The sequence below is a fragment of the Herbaspirillum sp. GW821-FHT09A12 genome, from assembly GCF_059418325.1.
Genome location: NZ_JBWKPR010000004.1, coordinates 191554 through 212675, shown reverse-complemented (window position 1 = coordinate 212675; position 21122 = coordinate 191554). Strand labels below are relative to the sequence as shown.

21 protein-coding genes are annotated in these 21122 nt (G+C 60.8%); 8 read left to right on the top strand and 13 right to left on the bottom strand.

Annotated elements, in window-relative coordinates:
- The first annotated feature begins 15 nt into the window (after positions 1-15).
- The 3 genes from AC07N6_RS13175 (at position 16) to AC07N6_RS13165 (ending at position 2614) form a co-directional block, all read left to right on the top strand.
- Positions 16-717 carry a class I SAM-dependent methyltransferase gene (locus AC07N6_RS13175; protein WP_494781532.1) on the top strand — a complete coding sequence of 234 codons (702 nt, stop codon included), beginning with the start codon at positions 16-18 and terminating at the stop codon, positions 715-717.
- Between the two features lie 74 nt (positions 718-791).
- Complete coding sequence (locus AC07N6_RS13170) at positions 792-1910, top strand: DegT/DnrJ/EryC1/StrS family aminotransferase (RefSeq protein WP_494781533.1); 1119 nt, start codon at positions 792-794, stop codon at positions 1908-1910.
- A 2-nt stretch (positions 1911-1912) separates the two neighbouring features.
- Positions 1913-2614: a WbqC family protein gene (locus tag AC07N6_RS13165; protein WP_494781534.1), complete on the top strand. Its 702-nt coding sequence runs from the start codon at positions 1913-1915 to the stop codon at positions 2612-2614.
- 12 nt (positions 2615-2626) lie between these two features.
- On the opposite strand, the gene AC07N6_RS13160 is transcribed toward AC07N6_RS13165, so the two are convergent.
- From AC07N6_RS13160 to AC07N6_RS13140, 5 genes are read right to left on the bottom strand one after another with little or no spacing between them, the layout of a single operon-like run.
- Positions 2627-3352 carry a class I SAM-dependent methyltransferase gene (locus AC07N6_RS13160; RefSeq protein WP_494781535.1) on the bottom strand — a complete coding sequence of 242 codons (726 nt, stop codon included), beginning with the start codon at positions 3350-3352 and terminating at the stop codon, positions 2627-2629.
- Between the two features lie 2 nt (positions 3353-3354).
- Positions 3355-4134: a phytanoyl-CoA dioxygenase family protein gene (locus AC07N6_RS13155; RefSeq protein ID WP_494781536.1), complete on the bottom strand. Its 780-nt coding sequence runs from the start codon at positions 4132-4134 to the stop codon at positions 3355-3357.
- 11 nt (positions 4135-4145) lie between these two features.
- Positions 4146-4925, bottom strand: coding sequence for a class I SAM-dependent methyltransferase (locus AC07N6_RS13150; RefSeq protein WP_494781537.1), 780 nt, complete (start codon positions 4923-4925; stop codon positions 4146-4148).
- On the bottom strand, positions 4918-5841 hold the full coding sequence (locus AC07N6_RS13145) for a glycoside hydrolase family protein (protein ID WP_494781538.1): 924 nt from the start codon (positions 5839-5841) through the stop codon (positions 4918-4920). The genes AC07N6_RS13150 and AC07N6_RS13145 overlap by 8 nt, the downstream gene beginning before the upstream one ends.
- Positions 5842-5843: 2 nt before the next feature.
- Positions 5844-6500: an acetyltransferase gene (locus tag AC07N6_RS13140; RefSeq protein WP_494781539.1), complete on the bottom strand. Its 657-nt coding sequence runs from the start codon at positions 6498-6500 to the stop codon at positions 5844-5846.
- Between the two features lie 115 nt (positions 6501-6615).
- On the opposite strand from AC07N6_RS13140, the gene AC07N6_RS13135 reads away from it, so the two are divergent.
- The gene (locus AC07N6_RS13135) at positions 6616-7455 is read left to right on the top strand and encodes a phytanoyl-CoA dioxygenase family protein (protein WP_494781540.1); all 840 of its coding nucleotides are present in this window, start codon (positions 6616-6618) and stop codon (positions 7453-7455) included.
- A gap of 29 nt (positions 7456-7484) precedes the next feature.
- On the opposite strand, the gene AC07N6_RS13130 is transcribed toward AC07N6_RS13135, so the two are convergent.
- Positions 7485-9146: a glycosyltransferase gene (locus tag AC07N6_RS13130; protein ID WP_494786259.1), complete on the bottom strand. Its 1662-nt coding sequence runs from the start codon at positions 9144-9146 to the stop codon at positions 7485-7487.
- A 422-nt stretch (positions 9147-9568) separates the two neighbouring features.
- On the opposite strand from AC07N6_RS13130, the gene rfbF reads away from it, so the two are divergent.
- From rfbF to AC07N6_RS13110, 4 genes are read left to right on the top strand one after another with little or no spacing between them, the layout of a single operon-like run.
- Positions 9569-10345, top strand: a complete 777-nt coding sequence (gene rfbF / locus AC07N6_RS13125; protein ID WP_494781542.1) for a glucose-1-phosphate cytidylyltransferase — start codon at positions 9569-9571, stop codon at positions 10343-10345.
- 4 nt (positions 10346-10349) lie between these two features.
- Positions 10350-10907 (top strand): dTDP-4-dehydrorhamnose 3,5-epimerase family protein, encoded by a 558-nt coding sequence (locus tag AC07N6_RS13120; RefSeq protein WP_494781543.1) that lies wholly within the window; start codon positions 10350-10352, stop codon positions 10905-10907.
- Positions 10904-12127, top strand: coding sequence for a methyltransferase domain-containing protein (locus AC07N6_RS13115; RefSeq protein WP_494781544.1), 1224 nt, complete (start codon positions 10904-10906; stop codon positions 12125-12127). The genes AC07N6_RS13120 and AC07N6_RS13115 overlap by 4 nt, the downstream gene beginning before the upstream one ends.
- A 27-nt stretch (positions 12128-12154) precedes the next feature.
- Positions 12155-13903 (top strand): hypothetical protein, encoded by a 1749-nt coding sequence (locus AC07N6_RS13110; protein ID WP_494781545.1) that lies wholly within the window; start codon positions 12155-12157, stop codon positions 13901-13903.
- 101 nt (positions 13904-14004) lie between these two features.
- Here AC07N6_RS13110 and rfbD read toward each other — a convergent pair whose 3' ends face one another.
- The 7 genes from rfbD to ttcA form a co-directional block, all read right to left on the bottom strand.
- The gene (rfbD, locus tag AC07N6_RS13105) at positions 14005-14955 is read right to left on the bottom strand and encodes a dTDP-4-dehydrorhamnose reductase (protein WP_494781546.1); all 951 of its coding nucleotides are present in this window, start codon (positions 14953-14955) and stop codon (positions 14005-14007) included.
- A gap of 10 nt (positions 14956-14965) precedes the next feature.
- Positions 14966-15511 (bottom strand): dTDP-4-dehydrorhamnose 3,5-epimerase, encoded by a 546-nt coding sequence (gene rfbC / locus AC07N6_RS13100; protein WP_494781547.1) that lies wholly within the window; start codon positions 15509-15511, stop codon positions 14966-14968.
- A gap of 24 nt (positions 15512-15535) precedes the next feature.
- Positions 15536-16432: a glucose-1-phosphate thymidylyltransferase RfbA gene (gene rfbA, locus AC07N6_RS13095; RefSeq protein ID WP_494781548.1), complete on the bottom strand. Its 897-nt coding sequence runs from the start codon at positions 16430-16432 to the stop codon at positions 15536-15538.
- 10 nt (positions 16433-16442) lie between these two features.
- Entirely contained in the window at positions 16443-17522 is a 1080-nt protein-coding gene (rfbB, locus tag AC07N6_RS13090; RefSeq protein ID WP_494781549.1) for a dTDP-glucose 4,6-dehydratase, read from the bottom strand.
- A gap of 13 nt (positions 17523-17535) precedes the next feature.
- A complete protein-coding gene (galE, locus tag AC07N6_RS13085; protein ID WP_494781550.1) occupies positions 17536-18546 on the bottom strand; it encodes a UDP-glucose 4-epimerase GalE in 1011 nt (336 codons plus the stop codon).
- A 35-nt stretch (positions 18547-18581) separates the two neighbouring features.
- Complete coding sequence (gene rfbG / locus AC07N6_RS13080; RefSeq protein WP_494781551.1) at positions 18582-19658, bottom strand: CDP-glucose 4,6-dehydratase; 1077 nt, start codon at positions 19656-19658, stop codon at positions 18582-18584.
- 463 nt (positions 19659-20121) lie between these two features.
- Positions 20122-21114 (bottom strand): tRNA 2-thiocytidine(32) synthetase TtcA, encoded by a 993-nt coding sequence (ttcA, locus tag AC07N6_RS13075; RefSeq protein ID WP_494781552.1) that lies wholly within the window; start codon positions 21112-21114, stop codon positions 20122-20124.
- Between the last annotated feature and the right edge of the window lie 8 nt (positions 21115-21122).

The following is a 21122-nucleotide window of genomic DNA, read 5'->3' as shown; positions in this document are numbered from 1 at the left end:
AGAGTGGAGTCGGAAATGCAAGAAAAATATGATGCATGGGAAAACTACTACAGTGGCCTCAATTCGCTGCTTTTTCCCAATGAATATGTATTGCGTTCGTTCGTTGGCGGCTATCCCAAGCTGAAGATCGACAAGAACTATCGCGGCAAGAAGATCTGCGATGTCTCTTGCGGCGATGGCCGCAACATGGTGCTGCTGCACAAACTTGGTTTTGAACTGTACGGTACCGAAGTGACGGAGAAGACAGCGCAGATCACACAACAGAAGTTGCTGGAGCATCCGTTCAAGATCCAGAGTCAGATCAAGTCGGGCACCAATGTCGATATCCCTTTTGAAGACGGGCTGTTCGATTACCTGTTGTCTTGGAATGCCATCTATTACCTTGACAACAAGCAGTCCGACATCGGCGACCATGTTTCCGAATATGCGCGCATTCTGAAGTCCGGCGGCTACATGGTGTGTTCGGTGCCGACCAGGAATTGCTATTCGCTGCTTAATTGCGACGACCTGGGAGATAACCGCATCCAGATCAATCCGCCGGAAAACAAATGGGGCGGTGGATTGCTCAAGGGTACGTTGATGTATCGCTTCGATTCCTTTGAACATATCGAGCAGGTGTTCGGTGCGCATTTCACCAATTTCTCCTGGGCCAGGCTGTCGGACGACTGTTTCGGTCTACCCTTGGAATATTTCCTTTTCGTCTGCCAGAAAAAATAAGCCGGGTGCGCCGGCAAGTGCCCTTGCCGCCCTTGCCGGGGTATCCGCATTGTGAAGTGCAACAGGTGAAGCGTATGAGTGACAGGGAACCGATATATGTGACCCGGCCGGCGTTGCCGGCGCTTGAAGAGTTCGTTCCATACCTCCAGGAGATATGGGATGCGCGTATCCTGACCAACGGCGGGCCGATGCATCAGCGGTTGGAAGCAGCGCTGTGCGAACATCTGGGCGTGCCGCATATCTCGCTGTTCAATAACGGCACCCAGGCGCTGGTAACCGCGTTGCAGGCGGCTGATGTCCGTGGCGAGGTCATTACTACGCCGTACTCTTTCGTGGCGACGGCGCATTCGCTGTTATGGAACGCGCTGCAGCCGGTCTTTGTCGACATCGACCCGGATACGCTGAATCTGGATCCCACCCGTATCGAAGAAGCCATCACATCAGCCACCACCGCCATCATGCCGGTGCATTGCTACGGCCATCCTTGCGATGTCGAAGCGATCCGCGCCATTGCCGACAAGCATGGTCTGAAGGTGATCTACGATGCCGCCCATGCATTTGGCGTGCAGGATGACGGCGGCAGTGTCTTGCGTCATGGCGACATGTCGGTATTGAGCTTCCATGCGACCAAGGTGTTCAGCACTTTCGAAGGTGGCGCCATCATCTGTCGCGACAGGGAGACGAAGCAAAAGATCGATCGCCTGAAGAATTTTGGCCTTGATGCTGACGGCAGCACAGTTTCCCTGCATGGCACCAATGGAAAATTGAGCGAGATCCATGCCGCCTTCGGCATATTGCAACTCAAGAGCATCGATGCGGCATTGGCCCGGCGTCAGGCGATCGACCTGCGTTATCGCCGGGAGCTGGCGGCAATAAGGGGGATTTCATGCGTCGATGGCGTCAATGAGCGGGTGGCGAATTGTGCGTATTTCCCCATCTTGGTTGGTCCGGATTATCCCTTGTCCCGCGATGGGTTGTTCAAGCGGTTGCAAGAAAATGGGATTCACACGCGGCGTTATTTTTGTCCGCTGATCACGGACTTTCCGATGTATCGCCCGCTGCCTTCTGCCGCTGCCGCCAATCTGCCGATGGCCACCCGGGTGGCGAGCCAGGTCATTTGCCTGCCGATCTATCCTGAATTGGCCGAGGAACAAGTTGGCCGGATCTTGGCGGTCGTCAGTGAGGCTGCATAGACATGACGCGTCTGGCGATCATGCAGCCCTACTTGTTTCCGTACATCGGCTATTGGCAGCTGATGCGGGCGGTGGATCGTTTCGTCATCTACGATGATGTGAACTACATCAACCGCGGCTGGATCAATCGCAATCGGCTGCTGATCAACGGTGAGCCGGCCTTCATCACGCTTCCGCTGCTGCAGGCGTCGCAGAACAAAAAAATCTGCGAGATCGAGATTGCGCCGGCCGCCGAGTGGCACAAGAAGATGTTGAGAATGGCCGAGGTGACCTACAAGAAGGCGCCGTATTTCGGCGAGGTATTTCCTGCGCTGGAAAAGATCCTGTCTTTTGAAGAGCGCAACCTGGCAGCTTTTCTTGCCCACCAGCTGCAGCAGTTGGCATCCCTGATGGGATTGATGACGCAGATCGTGCCGACCAGCCGCACCTATGGCAACAACGGGCTGGCAGCACAGGAGCGTATTCTTGATATTTGCCGGTGCGAGCAGGCCCAAGTCTACGTCAACGCCCAGGGCGGCAAGGAACTGTATGACCCGACCGCATTCTCGGCCGCCGGCGTGGACTTGTGCTTTATCGCCATGCGGCCGCAAGTCTATGCACAGCGTAGCCCCGGCTTCGTTCCTTACTTGTCTGTCATCGATGCGCTGATGGAAATCGGGCCCGCGAATATCGGGGCCCATTTGGATGCCTACGAATTCGTCTGAGGGCGAGTCCGCTCAGGCTTCACAGACTACGAACACACTGGCAGTGAGGTCAGGATATTTCATTCCCAACGTATAGCAGCCGTCGAAGAAGGCCTGGTCGATGATGCCATGGCGCATGGCGGCATCGAACTGGAAATTGGCCAGCGGCTTGAACAGGATGCCGCCCCGATGTTCGACCTGGAATCCGGCGCGTTGCGCTTCATGCTCGAGCGTATCCAGGCTGTAGGTGGCGCGGTGGCCATGCGCGTGTTCGCCGGCGGTGACCGCGGCATTGAAATCGATCAGGCCCATGCCTACTGCGATCTGGCGCGAGGCGGCATTGGCATTGGGCACAATGATGAACAGCCGCCCTTCGGGCGTGAGCCATTGGCGCACTTTCTTCAGCACCGCCTGCGGGTCGGTCAGATGCTCCAGCGTATGCACCAGGAAGATGTTGTCGAAGCGGCGGCCGGGCTCGGCCTCCTCAAAATAGCTGAGGATAAATTTGACGCTGTCGCCGGCATTCTTGCGCGCGATTTCGATCAGGTCCGACGAGCCTTCGATGACGGTAATGTCGTCGAAGAAGGCTTTCAGCTTCTTCGTGAACTCGCCGTGGTAGCAGCCCATCTCCAGCGCATTGCCAGGACGCAGGTAAGGGGTCAGCGCTTTGAGCATGTAGTCGCGGTGGATATAGTCGAAGTCGTAGGCATACAGCCGCTTTTCCGTATCCTGGTATTCGGTGTTCAGGTCGCGCGACATGGTTATCCTTGATTGGGGCGGTACATGCGCTTGGTCGGCGGCTGGTACCACTCGTCCAGCGTGGCCGGCACGCGTGCGTTGTAGCCGAGTACCTGGCGTGTGCGTTCGTCGAAGCTGTCGGCGCGATCGTAGCCCATGGCGCGCGGATAGTCGAACTGCTGCTTCATGAACGGTTTGGAGAACATCGGCGTGACCGAACGCCGTGGCAGGTCGGTTTCGTTGTTGCCGCCGGCATGCCAGACGTTGGAGTTGAACAGGAGGATGCTGCCGGCCGGGCCGAGAGCCTGCCGGGCGTGCTGCTTGAAGTATTCGTCGCTGGGCTTTTCGGCGTATTTGTGCGATCCGGACAGCATCCACGTCGAACCATTGTCCGGCGTGAAGTCGTCCAGCATCACCAGCGTGTTCAGCAGCAGCGTCAGCTCGCCCGAGTAGGAGCGGATGTCGCGGTGCACGCGCTGCGCATACGAGGTCGAGTTGCGCGTGTTGATCGCGCCACCGAATGAATTGAGGATGAAGTTGCCGCCGAAATAGCGCTCTATGTACTCATAGATAGGGTAGGCCTTGAGGCAATCCAGGTAGCTGTCGAACTGGCCGATCAGGTGGTGTACGGTGAAGCTGGTGTCCTGGTCGATGCCGTTCTTGATCTGGTAGTCGCGGCAGATCTCGTAGGCCGGACGGATGTCGTCGCGCATGCGCGTCACGATGTCTTGGGGGATGGCGTTGTCGAAAACCACCCAGCCCTTTTCCTCCATCAGCTCGTCGAATTCCTGTATGGAAATCATGGCCGCTCCGCTTACTTGATGGTGACGATGCACTTGGACGGATAGAGTTCGCACTTCTCCAGCGTGTACTCATCCTTGGCGAACACTTCCTTGAATGCAATCGCTTCACCCGGCGATTCAGGCCATGTCAGCTCATCCATCAGCAGAATGCTGCCCGACACCAGGTGTGGCTTGACGGCCTTGAGCGCGGCCAGGGTCGGTTCGTACAGGCCCATGTCGAAGTAGGCGAAGGCGACGATGCTGGCCGGGTTTTTTTCGAAATAGTCGGGCGCCGTTTTGGTGACGTCGCCAGCGACCAAGGAGTGGATCTTGCGCTTGTGGCCGATGACGTTGTTGCCCTCGTGCACTTGCAGCAGCTCTTCCAGGTAATCCTTGTAGCTGGATTGGGTGGAGTAGGAGTGCTCGACCCAGACGCCGCTCTCTTGGCGGTCCTTGTCGCTGGGTTTGGAATACCCTTCGAATGTGTCGAAGCCGACGATCTGGCGTTGCTTGTTGAAAGGTTCGTAGATGGCGCGCAGGTTTTCCAGCAGCACCAGGTTGTGGCCATACCAGGTGCCGAACTCGACCAGCATTCCGGGAATGTGCTTGAAGCGCTTGTACAGGTCATTCAGGACGATGAACTTGACCAGCACTGAACTGCGCGTATAGAGGCCCACATTGAACAGCAGATCTTCTTGCGACAGCGGGCTCTTGCGGAACATGTCCAGTAACTGTTCGCGGAAGGCGAATTGCGCGTCCGAGGCAGTGGACTCCAGTTTGTAGACATCGTCTTGAATCTTGTCGTTACTCATCATCGCTCCAAATTGCCAGGCCAAATCCGGTGGTTCCGAATCGGTTGCCGTTGTATAACATGTATTTTTTTTCGTCCACCTGGAACGAGAAAGGGTAGCACGTCATCAGTGAGTCCCAACCCTCCTGAGAAGGGGGAATTCCGTCATCGTCGAAGCGCACCCAGTTGCGGCCATCCTCAGATTCCGCGTAGCGGATGCGGTAGGAGCCGGCGCCATTGCGGTAGTCTTCGGAGGCGCGCGAGCAGAACCACATCTTGTAGAGGCCGTTTTCCTTGATGACATTGGGGCGCGAGAATGCCTCGGTGGCAAAGCGCGATTCCAGGCAATGTTCCGGATAGCGGGTGAAGTTGACGCCGTCCGTCGAGTCGGCGTACTTGATGACGTACAGCGGCTCGTAATGGCCTTGCACATTGAGCCAGCTGATGCCCGAGACGTACCACATCTTCCATAGGCCTTGGTCGAACAGGAGCGTCGGCGTCACGGCCACATAGGGCTCGGTAGCGGTGCGATCCATGATCGGGCCTTCGTAGAGCTTCTCGAAATGCAGGCCATTGTCGCTGGATACAGCGATGCCCATCGAGTTGTGGTACGGGACGGTAACGCGCTGGTTCCAGCCGCTGTAGTAAAGGTAAGTCTTGCCGTCGCGCTGTAGCGCATAACTGGGCATGACGCCGTCGTCATCGAAGGTGCCCGGGCGGCCGAAGCCCAGGCATGGCTCGCGGTGACGCTGCACCACCCGGCGGGGATCCTTGCGGTCAAGGTCGATGGCGTAGCACAGGCTTTTGCCTGAGGCATTGCGGGTTGAGATGAAGACGCGCACTACGTCGTCCAGCACCAGTGTCGTCGGGACTTGGGCATGCGAGCCCAACCAGTCGACGTCGGGGTCGAAGACGCGCCCCAGTTTGTTCCATGGCATGTTCAGAAATCCAGTTCTTGGCTACTTTTCGCGGCACGGGCGGGCGAGCCGATATACAGCTGCCACGGTTGGGTGTCCTTGGAGATCAGGGCGCCCATGGCAACGCATGTGCCTTCCGCGATGGTGCAGTCGTTGGTAATGGTCGAGTTGACGCCGAACCACGAATAAGGGTGCACTACGCAATGGCCGGACAGCACCACGTGCGAGGTGAAGAAGACGTGGTCCCTTATCTCGCCGTGATGGCCGATATGGTTGCCGCTCCACATGACGACGTTGTTGCCGATCGTGGTGAAGGGTTGCAGTGTGTTGTCTTCGAGGATGAAGCAGTTCTCGCCGATGCGGTTGTCGTTGACGGTGGCATTCGGGCTGACATAAGAGATGAAATCGTAGCCTTTTTCCTTGCCTTCAAGATAGATGGACTCGCGCAGGCGGTTCATTTTTCGGCCGGTCATCGGCGCGAACATCTTGTATTCGGAAGGAGAATAGTAGTTGCCTACCGTCTCGAAGGGGACGACGGGAAGGCCCTCGAAGGTCTTGCTTTCGGGGATGTATTGCTCATGCACGGCGAAGCCCACCACCTCCACCGACGGATCCTTTTTCAAGTAGTAATGCGCCAGTTGTGCAGTGTCCAAAATGCCGAAAAGGATAACTTTTTGCATCGTAGTCTCCTGAAGTCCCTATTCTGGATTAAAGCAGAATAGACTTGCATCTATAAGCGACATATTGCGGGGAAAAGGGGCTTTCCTCCTTGTATTGGCATAGGGAATGTGAATTATGGGCAAAGTGTTAAGCAAGCAACAGGTCGGGTTCTACCGGGAAAACGGCTACCTGATCGCCGAAGACATCTTCGATCCGGCCTGGCTGGAGGATACCCTGGATGCCTTTAATCTTTCCTTTGTGCAGCAGCTCGAACGAAGGAAGTTACCGGTAGCCGGCGGCGAGCGGTTGTCCGCGCTGCATGACAATATGGTGCAGTTGCTGCAGGCCGACGTCCAGCTTTACCTTGCCACCTTGCGCATGTGCTCCAAGCTGTATGGCGTCTACCAACTGATGACCGCCCCCCGGCTGCGCGGCGCGGTGGAGGATCTGGGCGTACGGACGCCGTTGTTTCAGACGACGCCGGTATTGCATTTGATGGCGCGCCGCCTTGTCATTCCTGGCGGTTACCAGGGGTTTGATGTGCATCAGGACTGGACTTCGGTACAGGGGAGCCTGGACACTATTACCACCTGGATTCCCTTCATGGACGTCGATGCGAATCTATATACGATGGAAGTGGTGCCGGGCAGCCACCTCAAGGGGCTGCTCAGTGGTGTGCAGGAGCTGAATATCTTCCGTGTCGACGAAAAGCATTATGCCGAGGAGCAGTTTGTCCCGGTGCAGGTGCGCAAGTCAGGGGTCTGCCTGATGTCGAACTTCACCGTCCATCGCAGTTCACGCTGCGGCGACGAACGCATGCGGATTTCCGTCAGCGGGCGCTACGAAAATGCCAGTGAACCCACATTTGTCGAACGGGAATATCCCTTTACCCAACTCAAGTCGCTGCATCGCGGCTTTATCACCGAGAATTTCCCCGCCGAAGGCCAAGTACGCAAGATCTTCCAGGATAGCTGAACCAGGTGTTGGCCTTGTATCCGCCTGCTTCAGCGCGCCAGCGCGCCGTAAGTCTGGTTGTACAGGCTTGCTTTCGAGCCGAGGTTGAAGCCGTCACGGATGGCTTGCTGCGCCGCTTGCGCGAGCGCATGGCGTTTTTGCGGCGATTCGATCAGCGAGGTGATCGCCTCCTGCCAGGCCTGGCAGGAATTAGGCATCAGCAAGCCGGTCACATCGTGCGTGACGGCCTCGTTATAGACTGACACGTCGCTGAACACCGAAGCGATGCCGGCTGCAGAATAGTCCAGCCACTTGATATAGCTCTTGCACTGGTTGTACTCATCCGAAGCTAGTGGGATCAGCGCGATATCCCAATTCCATTGGCGCAGTTGCGCCGCGTAATCCACGTACTGGTGGACGAAAGAATGGAAAGTCGTCAACGGATGGCCGTTCCAGCCCCTGGGGCATTCCCAGCCGACGAAATCGATGTGCAGGCGCTCGCCATAGCGTTCGACCAGTGCGCGCAGCGCGTAGTCGACCAACGCGAAATTGGATGGTTGGATGGACGAACCGAGCAGGCCGATGTTGATCTTGCCGCCACTTGGCTGGACGGCGGGAACCGGGCGGTAGAACAGGTCGAAATCGATATAGTTGGGCAGGACGTAGACTGCCGGATTGAGCTCGCGGTATTTAGCCGCAAGGAACTCGGTGGAGACGACGACCGCCTTGGCGTGTTTCACCGCGTATTCGATGCCTGCTTTCCAACTGGCGCCTTGCTGTGCTTCCGGGTGGTCATGCGGGATGTCGTTGAGCAGGTCGTCCGATTCGTAGACGATGGGGACCTGCGACGCGAAGATCGTCTGCAGGGTGGCGATGGACATCAGCCCGGGGGTGAAGCGGTGCAGCACGATCAGATCGGCGTTGCTCAGATAGTCCGTTTGCAGCTGGCCATTGCTGATGCCCCAGATCAGCTCCCACTCATCCTGCAGGTGGGCAAAGGGGCGGATCAGGCGGATCTGCGGGCAAGGGCTCCAAGTCGACTCTACTGAATAAATGACGATGCGTTTCTTGCGCCTGACCGAGGATGTTGTGCCGGTGCCGGATGGCGATTGCGCTGCTGGAGTGGTCTTGAGTCCTTGTATCAGCGGAGGTGGAGGCGGCGCAGTTGGCGCCGGAGACGGAGAGCGGGAGACGGCCGGCGCCGGCCGGCCCAGCGGCCGCGCCAGTCGGCCGGAAATGATTTGCTGCGAAGCTGTACGGTGTCCTGTGGGGGGCGATGCAATGGCGGCCGGTGCTGCCACGGGGGCAAGCGGATTGAAGCGACGCTGGCTGGTGTCGATGAAGACGCGCAACTGGTTGGCAAAAACATTCTTGCCTTGTGCATAGGCGGGGTCATCGGCCAACGGTGTTTCCAGTAGCGGCATGTCGGCGCTGCCGAGCCCGGCACGCCACGCCAGCCGCATTTCCGACGTTGGGGCGCCAAGCACGTTTTGCATGCCGGACGGCGCCAGCAGGTAGCGCACGATGTGATCCGCACCCAACGGATTGCCGGTGATGCTGTCGGGATAGACCACGATAGGCGGACGGGAGGCGCGCAGGTGGGCTTCGATACGTTCCTGAGTCAGGCGCGGGGTGTGCAGTGCACCGTCACCTTCTTCGGTGACATAGGCTTCCTCGCCGGCCAGATTGAGTGCGTGGCATAGGTGGTGCAACGCGCGAGCCTCATCCGTATTCTCGGCATAGGCTGGACCGTGAATGTAGTACGGGAGGTTAAGGCGGGCGAACAGATCTTGTCTCATGTGCTACTCAGGCGTCTGTGGTAAGGGCGGTGCGTATCGGATTGGCCAGCGTGCGCAGGCTGGGGTGCGAGGCAGTATAGCAGCGGCCTTTCGGGGCAGATTGGACGAAATGGCGGTGAAGATGCCGACAAATCGTCGTATCGGGTAGGCCGTGCCGACGCCGCAAAAAGCCAAATTGGAGCCGATAAACCGTCCAGACCGATAGATATTGCCGTGGCAAAGCCGGTAACATATCCACCTATGGCGAAGCGTTCCAGTTGTCATGATGGAAACGCTTTGCGGAAGGCCGCGCCAGTCATGGCCGGGCCATTCACCATCCAGCTTAGGGGCAGAAATTGAAAGTCGTCATTCTCGCAGGCGGCCTGGGCACGCGGCTCGGGGAAGAAACCGATGTGCGGCCGAAACCGATGGTCGAAATCGGCGGCAAGCCGATCCTGTGGCACATCATGAAGGGCTATTCGCAGCACGGCTTCAACGAATTCGTGATCCTGCTCGGCTACAAGGGCTACATGATCAAGGAGTTCTTCGCCAATTATTTCCTGCATCAGGGGGACGTTACCATCGACCTGGCCGACAACCGCGTCGAGGTGCACCGCAACAAGTCCGAGCCGTGGAAGGTCACGCTGGTGGAAACCGGCCTGCATACCCAGACCGGCGGACGCTTGCTGGCTGCGCGCGACTACCTCAAGGATGATGATTTCATGCTCACTTATGGCGATGGCGTTTCCGATGTGGACGTGGGCGCGCTGGTGCGGCATCACCGCAGCCAGCAGGCGCTGGTGACCATGACCACGGTGCAGCCCGAGGCGCGTTTCGGCATGGTGCAGACCGACGAGGCCGGCCTGATCCGCGACTTCCGCGAGAAGCCGCCGGGCGACCTGGGCTGGATCAATGGCGGCTTCATGGTGTGCCGCCAGGGCGTGTTCGATTATTTGAAGGACGGCGAGGGCACGATTTTCGAGCGTGCGCCGCTGGAGCAGATCGCCGCTGACGGAAAACTGCTGAACTGGCCGCACCACGGTTTCTGGAAGTGCATGGATACGCTGCGCGACAAGATCCAGTTGAACCAGATGTGGGACCAGGATCAGGCGCGCTGGAAGACCTGGAATTGACGCCGTGAACCTGCGGATCGAGGAGACCGGCATCGCCGGTGCCGTGGTCGTCTCCAGCCTGCGTCGCGGCGATGCGCGCGGCGGCTTCGCGCGCTGGTTCTGCGAGGATGAACTGGCGTCCGTGCTGGGCGGCAGCCGCATCGTGCAAATCAACAATTCGGTCACGGCCGAGCCCGGCAGTGTGCGCGGCATGCACTTCCAATACGCGCCGCATGCCGAAAAAAAACTCATCCGCTGCATCGCCGGTCGCGTGTTCGACGTGGTGCTGGATTTGCGGCGCGGCTCGCCGACCTTCCTGCAATGGCGCGCGGTCGAGCTGGCTGCCGGCGATGACCGCGCCATCCTGATTCCCGAGGGTTGCGCGCACGGTTTCCAGGCGCTCTCGGCTGACGCTTCCCTGCTTTACCTGCATACTGCGGCCTATGCGCCGGCCGCCGAAGGCGGCGTGCGCCACGATGATCCGCGCGCCGCGATCGCCTGGCCACTGCCGCCGCAGAATTTGTCGCCGCGCGACCTCCAGCATCCGCCGCTGGCTTCCGATTTCGATGGAATCTCTCTATGAAATGCCGCCACTGCCAGACTGAATTGCATGACACCTTCATCGACCTGGGCTTCTCGCCGCCATCCAATGCCTACCTGAAGGCGGAGGACTTGCAGCGGCCCGAGACCCATTACCCGCTGAAGGTGATGGTGTGCCGCCAGTGCTGGCTGGTGCAGACCGAGGATTACACCCATTACGACCAGTTGTTCGCTACCGACTACGCGTACTTCTCGTCAACCTCCAGCACTTGGCTCAAGCATGCCTCCGACTACGTCGACATGATCGCCGCGCGGCTGGGGCTCGGCGCGAAGTCGCTGGTGGTGGAGCTGGCCGCCAATGATGGTTACCTGTTGCAATACGTGCAGCAAAAAGGGATTCCCTGCCTGGGCGTGGAGCCGACCAGGAGCACCGCCGACGCCGCGCGCGAGAAGGGCATCCCCATCGTCGAGGAATTCTTCGGCGTGGCGCTCGGGCAGCGCTTGCGCCAGAGCCATGGCGCGGCCGACCTGATCGCCGCCAACAACGTGCTGGCCCATGTGCCCGACATCAATGATTTCGTCGGCGGCATGGCGGCGCTGCTGGCGCCGCAAGGCACCGTGACGGTAGAGTGCCCGCATCTGCTGAACCTGATCGGGCAATCGCAGTTCGACACCATTTACCACGAGCATTTTTCTTACCTGTCGCTGGTGGCGGTGGAGCGTGTGATGCGCGCGCAAGGGTTGCGCGTGTACGACGTCGAGGAGTTGCCTACGCACGGCGGCAGCCTGCGCATCTATGCCTGCCATCTGGATGCCGCGCTGGCCACGGCGCCGGCGGTAGCCGCCATGCTGGCGCGCGAACGCGCCTTCGGCCTGGAAAGCATCGATGCCTACGCCGGCTTCCAGCGCAAGGCCGAAGAGATCAAGGCCGGCCTGCTGGAATTCCTGCTGGCGCAAAAGCGCGCCGGCAAGAAGGTGCTGGCCTATGGCGCCGCGGCCAAGGGCAACACGCTGCTCAATTATTCCGGTGTCCATCCCGACCTGCTGCCGCTGGTGGCCGATGCCGCGCCTTCCAAGCAGGGCAAGTATATGCCGGGCAGCCATATCCCCATCGTTTCGCCGGCGCGCCTGCTGCAGGAGAAGCCCGACGTGGTGCTGATCCTGCCATGGAACATCAAGGACGAGGTGGCCCGGCAACTGGCCGAGATCCGCGGCTGGGGCGGCAGCTTCGCCATTGCCGTGCCGCAGTTGCAGGTTTGGTGAGGCGCGCGGCGACACGATAAGGCATTCATGAACATCCATCTTTTCCAGATCTGCCCCGATAGCGGCGACGCCGGCGATACCGGCTTCACGCCGCTGGCCAACCCTGAGTCCGGCGCCTGGGGCGACTTTGCCGCGATCCGCGGCTTCTTCCATACGCAGGCGGTGGATGATGAACACTGGTACGCCTTCGTGCCGCGCGACTTTGTCGCCCAGACCGGCCTGCCTGCTGCGCGCCTGATGGAGTTGGCGCAGGCCGCGCCGGGGTGCGACGCTTATACCTTCTTCCCGCGCACGCTCGATGCGGCCGTGCATTTCAATCTTTTCCTGCAGGGCGAGCGCCAGTTGCCGGGCCTGGTCGCTGCCGCGCGTGCTTTCCTGGACAGCGTGGGATTGGCGCTCGATCCGGAGACTTTTGTGCCGGCCTGGCAAAGCAACGTGCTCAATGGCTTCGTGCTGGCCAAACCGGTGTTTTGGCGCACCTGGTTCGATTTGGCGGAGCGGCTGTATCAGCTTGCCGACGCAGAGAGCGGGCCACTCACTGAGCAGCTTAATGGCACAGCGCCGGCCAGCGAAATGACTAGCATCAAGTGCCTGCTGGGTGAACGGCTGGCCTCGCTGGTGCTGGCGTTGGATCAGCAATTGCAACTCTGGCATTGCCCGCCTGCGTTGATGCCTGCGGCGCAGCAGTTGGCGCCGCAGGACCTGATGGCGCTCGACGCGCTGCGCGCCACTTATGCGCAACAGAACGATGCGCTCGTGCGTTCCCGTTTCGATGCACTGGGCGCGCGCCTGCTGCGCGAACTGGGCGCAGCGCCGGCCCGTCCGCCTTCGGCGGTGGCGGCGGAGCAGCGCCCGCTCAGTATTTCTTCCGCCGCTGCGGCGATTTCGTCAGCCGGGCTCAGGCTGGGCGGTGTTTCGCCTGCCGCGGCTGTCGATGCCGCCGCGCAGGCCGCGCGCGGCGAACTGGTGTTCGGCTGCATGACCCATGTGCCGTTGCCGGTGAAGTTTCCCGATTACGTCTTGCCGATCTATCTGGGCGAATCGCAGCATGACGGCGCGCTCAATCTGCGCGACCTGGCGCCGGAATGGGTGCCTTACCACCCCATCGTGGGCGGCATGTTGGGCAATTTCGCGCTGCGCAACCTGATCTTGCGCGACTACCCCAAGGCGCAGCGCGTGGGCGTGTGCATGTACCGCAAGTTCGTCTCGCGCGAGCGCATCAGCGGCGTGCCGGCCGACGATAACTGGATGATGGACGTGGTGTCCGACCGCGAGTTCGAGCGTCAGAGCCTGGAGCAGATGCTGGAACCGGGGGCCCAGGATTTCGTGATCGGCCAGACCTGCGGTTTCAACTATGGCGGGCAGGGCGCCGGCTATCTGACCCACTATGCGCATGCGCATCATGCCGAGGACCTGTTGCGCTACGCGGCGGCGGCGATTGAACTGGGGGTGTTTGGCAAGGCCGAAGCCGAGGCATTCTTCAGTGAGAAAGTGTTCTTCATGGGCGGCGTCGAACTGGGCGTGTTCCCGGCCCGGTTCTGGCTGCAGGCCATCGGCCAGATCGAGGCGGTGACCTGGTATTGCGTGCAGCGTTACGATACCCGCCGCGAGGGCTACCAGACCCGCGCCTGGGCTTTCTGCGCCGAGCGCCTGGGCAGTTTCCTGCTGCTGCGGGAGTTGCGCGCGCGTTATGGAGAACCGGCTTACCAGCGCTTTTTCGGCCAGCTCAACCTGATTACCAAGGGCGACCAGAAGCAATACGTGCCCAGCCACTGATGGTTTTTTCCGGGAGCGACAGTGCCGCGGCACTTGTTGAGAGTGCCGCGGCGCTGTTGTTTTGGGTACGCGTGGCGAGAGTGGTGCGTGTAGTACGCAGTTCAGTCGGGCAGCAGCTTGCCCTGGTCCAGCCCATAGTGCGCGATGATCTGCTGCAGGCAGGCCAGCGCATCTTCATCCCAGGGCGGCAGCGTGATGCCGAAGCTGCGTTCCAGCTTGCCGCAGGCCAGGCGCGAGTTGAGCGGGCGTTGCGGCGGCGTGGGATAGGTGGAGGTCGGCACCGGCGTGATCTGTTCCAGACCCTTGAGCTTGACCGGGATGCCGCGCGCCATCAGTTCCCGGGCCACCAGCGAGGCGTAGCCGTGCCAGGAAGTGGCGCCGGCCGCGGTCAGGTGGTAGGTGCCGCTGGTGGCGTGCACCCGTTCACGGCCGCCATGTTCGCCGGCCAGCATGCGGCAGCATACCGCGGCGATGGTCGAGGCCCAGGTCGGCGCGCCGAACTGGTCGCCGACGATGGTGTAAGCCTCTTTCTGCTGGGCCAGCCGGATCGCCGTCTTCATGAAATTGCCGCCATGCAGGTTGTAGACCCAACTGGTGCGCAGGATCCAGTGCGCCGCGCCGGTAGCGGCGATGGCCAGTTCGCCGTCGCGTTTGGTGGCGCCGTAGACGTTGACCGGGCAGGTCGGCATGTCTTCGGTGTAAGCGCCGGCATGGCTGCCGTCGAAGACGTAGTCGGTGGAAAAGTGCAGCAGCGCGGCGCCTATCTTCTTCGCTTCTTCGGCCAGTACGCCAGGCGCATCGGCATTGATGGCGCGCGCCAGGGCGCTGTCCGATTCGGCCTTGACCACCGCGGTGTAGGCGGCCGGATTGATGATCAGGTCGGGCTGGGCGGCCTGGACGGCCTGGCGTATGGACTGCGGATCGGCGATGTCCAGTTGCGCGCGGTTCGGGGCGATCACCTCGATATGGTTCGGCATGGCGCGCAGGCGGCGCAGAAATTCACCGCCCACCTGGCCGCTGGCGCCGGTCAACAGGATGCGCATGGCTTTCATGGATGAGCTTTCATTCGAACACTTCGGCCGCGTTCAACAAGACGCCCAGCTTGTCTTTGGCGGACGTCACGGGCGCATCTTGCAGTTGCCAGTCGATGCCGATGGCGGGGTCGTTCCAGAGGATGCAGCGCTCATGTTCGGGCATCCAGTAATCGGTGGTCTTGTAGAGGAATTCGGTATCGTCTTCCAGCACCGAGAAGCCATGCGCGAATCCGGGCGGAATCCATAACTGCAATTTGTTTTCTTCGGTCAACACCGTGCTGAACCATTGGCCGAATGTCGGCGAGCTGTGGCGGATGTCGAGCACCACGTCCAGCACGGCGCCGCGGATGACGCGCACCAGTTTTCCTTGCGCGTGGCGGATCTGGTAGTGCAGGCCGCGCAGCACGTTGCGGGCAGACCTGGAATGGTTGTCCTGGACGAATTGCGCATCGATGCCGGTTTCTTCCAGGAAGCGTTGGGCATTGAAGCTTTCGTAGAAAAACCCGCGGCTGTCGCCGAACACGCGCGGTTCGATCTGGAGCACGCCGGAGAGCGGAGTGGGTTTGACCTGCATATTGATGATTCCGGATGCTGGGTTTCAGTAGCTCATATCGGTCAGCAAGTGCATCAGGTACTGGCCGTAGGCATTCTTTTTCAAAGGCGCCGCCAATTGCTCCAGTTGCGCTGCATCGATGTAGCCGCGGCGATAGGCGATCTCTTCCGGGCAGGCTACTTTCAGGCCCTGGCGTTTTTCGATCGTCGCGATGAACTGGCCCGCATCGAGCAGCGACTCGTGGGTGCCGGTGTCCAGCCATGCGATGCCGCGTCCCATCAGTTCCACCTGCAGTTGGCCCAGTTCCAGATAGGCCTTGTTGACGTCGGTGATTTCGAGTTCGCCGCGCGCCGAGGGCTTGAGCGAGCGGGCGATGCAGCTCACCTGGCTGTCGTAGAAATACAGGCCGGTGACTGCGAAATTGGATTTCGGCTGCGCCGGCTTTTCTTCGATCCCGATGGCCCTGCGCTGCTTGTCGAACTCGACCACGCCATAGCGCTCCGGATCCTGCACATGGTAGGCGAAGACGGTTGCGCCATCGGCGCGTTCGCTGGCGGCGCGCATCGGCGGTTCAAGGTCGCGGCCGTAAAAGATGTTGTCGCCCAGGATCAGCGCCGAAGGATCGTTGCCGATGAAATCGCTGCCGATGATGAAGGCTTGCGCCAGCCCATCCGGCGACGGTTGCACCGCGTACTGGATATTGAGGCCCCATTGGCTGCCGTCCTTGAGCAGTTCGGCGAAACGCGGCGTATCCTGCGGCGTGGAGATCACCAGGATGTCGCGGATGCCGGCCAGCATCAGGCTGGTCAGCGGGTAGTACACCATCGGCTTGTCGTAGATCGGCATGAGCTGCTTGGAGACCACCGTGGTGGCCGGATACAGGCGGGTGCCGGAGCCGCCGGCGAGAATGATGCCTTTGCGGCGGTTCGCTGTATGTTCCATTTTCATCTCCTCACGCCGGGGTGGCGACAGCTTGCGCACCGTATTGCTGTTCCATCCATGTCAGGTAGCCGCCCGAACGCACATTGGCCACCCATTGCGGATTGGCCAGGTACCATTGAACCGTCTTGCGGATACCGCTCTCGAAGGTTTCGGCCGGCTTCCAGCCCAGTTCGCGCTCGATCTTGCGGGCGTCGATGGCGTAGCGGCGGTCGTGCCCCGGGCGGTCCTTGACGAAGGTGATCTGGTCGCGATAACTGCCGGCGGCCTTGGGCTTGAGCTGGTCGAGGATGTCACACAGGGTATGCACGACTTCCAGGTTCGGTTTCTCGTTCCAGCCGCCGACGTTGTAGGTTTCGCCCGGTTTGCCGCGCGCCAGCACTTCCCGGATCGCCGCGCAATGGTCGCCCACGTACAGCCAGTCGCGGATCTGCATGCCGTCGCCGTAGATCGGCAGCGGCTTGCCCTCGATGGCGTTGGAGATCACCAGCGGGATCAGCTTTTCCGGGAAATGGTAGGGGCCGTAATTGTTGGAACAGTTGGTGGTCAGCGTGGGCAGGCCGTAGGTATGGTGATAAGCCCGCACCAGATGGTCGGAGGCCGCCTTGGAGGCCGAGTAGGGGCTGTTGGGGGCATACGGCGTGGTTTCCGAGAAGGGCGCGTCTTGCGGCCCCAGCGTGCCGTAGACCTCATCGGTGGAAACGTGCAGGAAGCGGAAGGCGTCGCGTTCCTCGCCCTGCAGCGTGTTCCAGTAACGGCGCGCCGCTTCCAGCAGGTTGAAGGTGCCGTTGACGTTGGTGCGGATGAACTCGTCCGGGCTGGCGATCGAGCGGTCGACGTGGCTTTCTGCGGCGAAGTGCAGGATGGCGCGGGGCCTGTGCTGCTCGAACAGCTTGGCGATGGCCGTTTCGTCGCAGATATCCGTCTGCGAGAAAAGGTAGCGGGTATCGCCAGCGATGCTGGCCAGGTTGTAGGGGTTGCCGGCGTAGGTCAGCTTGTCGATGTTGAGCAGCCGCCCGCCTCGGCTGAGCGCGAGGTAATCGAGGATGAAGTTGCTGCCGATGAAGCCGGCACCGCCGGTGACAAAGATCATATGCCTCGGGAGATCAGGATTTAAAGCCGTTGGGATTCATCTGTTGCCAGCGCCATGAATCCGCGCACATGGCATCCAGTCCCAGTTTCGCTTCCCAGCCTAACTTGCGGCGGGCTTCGGCCGGATCGGCGTAGCACGAGGCGATGTCTCCCGGGCGGCGGCCGGCGATGGTGTAGGGGATCGGCTTTCCGGATGCCTTCTCATACGCCTTGACCACGTCCAGTACGCTATAGCCGATGCCGGTGCCGAGGTTGACCGCGAAGCATTGCGGTGTGCCCAGGTTTTCCAGCGCGGCCAGATGGCCCATGGCCAGGTCGACCACGTGAATGAAGTCGCGTACGCCGGTGCCGTCCGGGGTCGGATAGTCGCCGCCCCAGACGTTGAGCTTCTCGCGGCGGCCAACCGCGACCTGGGCCACGTAAGGCATCAGGTTGTTGGGGATGCCGTCGGGGTCTTCACCGATCAGGCCGCTTGCATGCGCGCCGACCGGGTTGAAGTAGCGCAACAGGGCGATTTTCCAGTCGGGATGGGCGCGGTGGTAGTCGCGCAGCATGTCTTCGACGACGATCTTGCTGCGGCCGTAGGGGTTGCTGGCTGACAGCGAATGGCTTTCGTCCAGCGGCAGGTATTGCGGATCGCCGTAGACCGTGGCCGAGGAGCTGAATACGATGGTCTTGACGCCCGTGGCCTGCATCGCTTCCAGCAGGCGCACGGTGCCCACGACGTTGTTGTCGTAATACATGAGCGGTTGCTCGACCGATTCGCCGACCGCTTTCAGGCCGGCGAAGTGGATCACCGCCTCGCATTTGAATTCGCGCAGCACGCTTTCGAGCTGTTCGCGGTTGCGGACGTCGCCTTTGACCAGCGACACGGCCTTGCCGGCAATTTTCTGGACGCGGGCGACCGCTTCCGGGCTGCTGTTGCAGAAATTGTCGAAGACGATGACTTCGTGGCCTGCCTTGAGCAGTTCCACGCAGGTATGCGAGCCGATATAACCGGCGCCGCCGGTGACGAGGATGTTCATGGGTGCTTCCGATTCTGAAAATCGCGACAGAGCGATTATGTCAGACTCTGGTAGAAAGCGATCTGGTTCTCGGAGAGCGTGCGCAGGTCCTCATTGTTGAGGTAGCCCGCATACCACTGTGCCGTCAGCTCCAGCGCGGTGTAGAGCTCCATCTTCGGGATCCAGTCCAGGCGCTGGCGCACCTTGGAGATGTCCAGGCGCAGGAAGGCCGCCTCATGCGGCGCATGCGGTTGCGGTTCCAGGCGCACCTCGACCGGCGCCACGTCGTTCTTCTGCAAGGAATGATTGAAGGTGGCGCACAACTGGCTGACCGTCTGCAGATCGGTATCGGCCGGGCCGAAGTTCCAGCCTTCGGCATACTTGTTGCCCTGTTCGTAGAGCAGGCGGCCGATTTGCAGGTAGCCCGACAGCGGTTCCAGCACGAACTGCCAGGGGCGCACCGCGTGCGGGTTGCGGATATTGACCGGCTCATCTTTTTCCAGCGCGCGGATGAAGTCGGGGATCAGGCGGTCGGCTGCGAAGTCGCCGCCGCCGATGACGTTGCCTGCGCGCACGCTGGCGATGCCGGTCTGGTTGTCGGGATCCTTGGCGAAAAAGGAGCGGCGATAGGCGGACGTGACCAGCTCGGCCGCGCCCTTGCTGCTGCTGTAGGGATCGTGCCCGCCCATCGGGTCATCCTCGCGGTAGCCCCACAGCCATTCGCGGTTCTCATAGCATTTGTCGCTGGTGACGACCACCACCGAACGCACGCTGGGCGTGTTGCGCACGGCCTCGAGCACGTGCGCGGTGCCCATTACATTGGTGGCATAGGTGTCGACCGGCGTGACATAGGCCTCGCGGACCAGCGGTTGCGCCGCCAGATGGAACACGATGTCGGGCTGGACGGCGGCCATGGTTTCGGCCACATGCCTGGCGTCGCGTACGTCGCCGGTGGTGGTTTGCACGCAGTTTTGCAGGCGCGCGAGATGGAACAGGCTGGGATTGGTCGGCGCAGGCAGGGAATAGCCGCTGACTTTCGCCCCCATGAGGTGCAGCCACAAGGTCAGCCAACTGCCCTTGAAGCCCGTATGTCCGGTTACGAAAACGCGCTTGTCGCGCCAAAAGTTAGCCATCAGGCAGCCTCATACACGTATTGCGGAGAGTCGTTTGAGTGCAGAGGCGAGAATGCGGTGTTTCACGCGGATGACCGGCAACAGCAGCGCTGCAGGCCTCCCTGTTTTTTCCGTGCCGGGGCCACGTTTCCCTGCAAAACCACGACTGCATGGTTATGGTTGCTCTTCCCTCGCAGTGGTGCTTTGCGGCATCAACTGCGACGGTCAGATTAGAACATGTGGTTTTTGCGCTTCAAGCGAGGATCAGGAGGGTATTTGTCATCTAATCCCGGCGTATATGTTTTGCGCCAACAAAAATTTACTTCCGGCGCCGCCGGGGAGCGCGAAAAATCCGGGAAAGCCAGCTGTGGAGCGGCTTTGACAGGTTAATGGTGGAACGAGGTGTATCGTCAGCTGCGGCGGTATGCCGCAGCTGCAGCCAGGGCCGCCAGCACCTGAATGGATGTGGCGGCCTGCGTTCCGGTCAGTCGGCGGGAAGCAGCGAAATGATTTGCGAACCGAATGCATTGTCGGCCGCTTGGCCGGCGCCGGTGCCGCAGGGTTCTTCGTCGAAGGCGATGTCGCCGTTGGCGTCGGCTTCGCCGGTGGCTTGCAGGGCGGCGAAACCGAACAGGTCGCGGTCCATCAGGTGCGAGGGCACCACGGTCGACAGCGCCGAGAAGATATTGTCGACCCGGCCCGGGAATTTCTTTTCCCATTCGCGCATCAGGCCCTTGATCTGCTTGCGTTGCAGGTTCTCCTGACTGCCGCACAGGTCGCAGGGGATGATGGGGAACTGCTTGAGCTCGGCGTAGCGGATCAGGTCGGCTTCCTTCACATAGGCCAGCGGACGGATCACGATTTGCTTGCCATCGTCGGACTGCAGCTTGGGCGGCATGCCCTTCAGCTTGGCGCCGAAGAACATGTTGAGGAAGAAGGTTTCCAGGATGTCGTCGCGGTGGTGGCCCAGCGCCACCTTGGTGGCGCCCAGTTCGGTGGCGACCCGGTACAGGATGCCGCGGCGCAGGCGCGAGCACAGCGCGCAGGTGGTCTTGCCTTCCGGCACTACGCGCTTGACGATGCTGTAGGTGTCCTGGTTTTCGATGTGGTAAGGCACGCCGAGCTTTTCCAGGTAGGCCGGCAGCACCTCGGCCGGGAAGTTGGGCTGTTTCTGGTCGAGGTTGACGGCGACGATGTCGAAATGGATAGGCGCGCGCTCGCGCAGCGTCAGCAGGATGTCCAGCAGCGCATAGCTGTCCTTGCCGCCCGAGAGGCAGACCATGACCTTGTCGCCATCCTCGATCATGTTGAAGTCGCCGATGGCCTGGCCGACCTGGCGGCACAGCCGCTTGTGCAGCTTGTTGTTCTCGTAGGCGATCTTTTCCGCCTTCTTGGCGCCGATGGCGGCCTGGTCGGATGCGTCGCCGGCAGGGGGGATGGCGGAGCTGTCGGCGGAGGGATGGAGTCGGTCGTTCATGGTGCTGC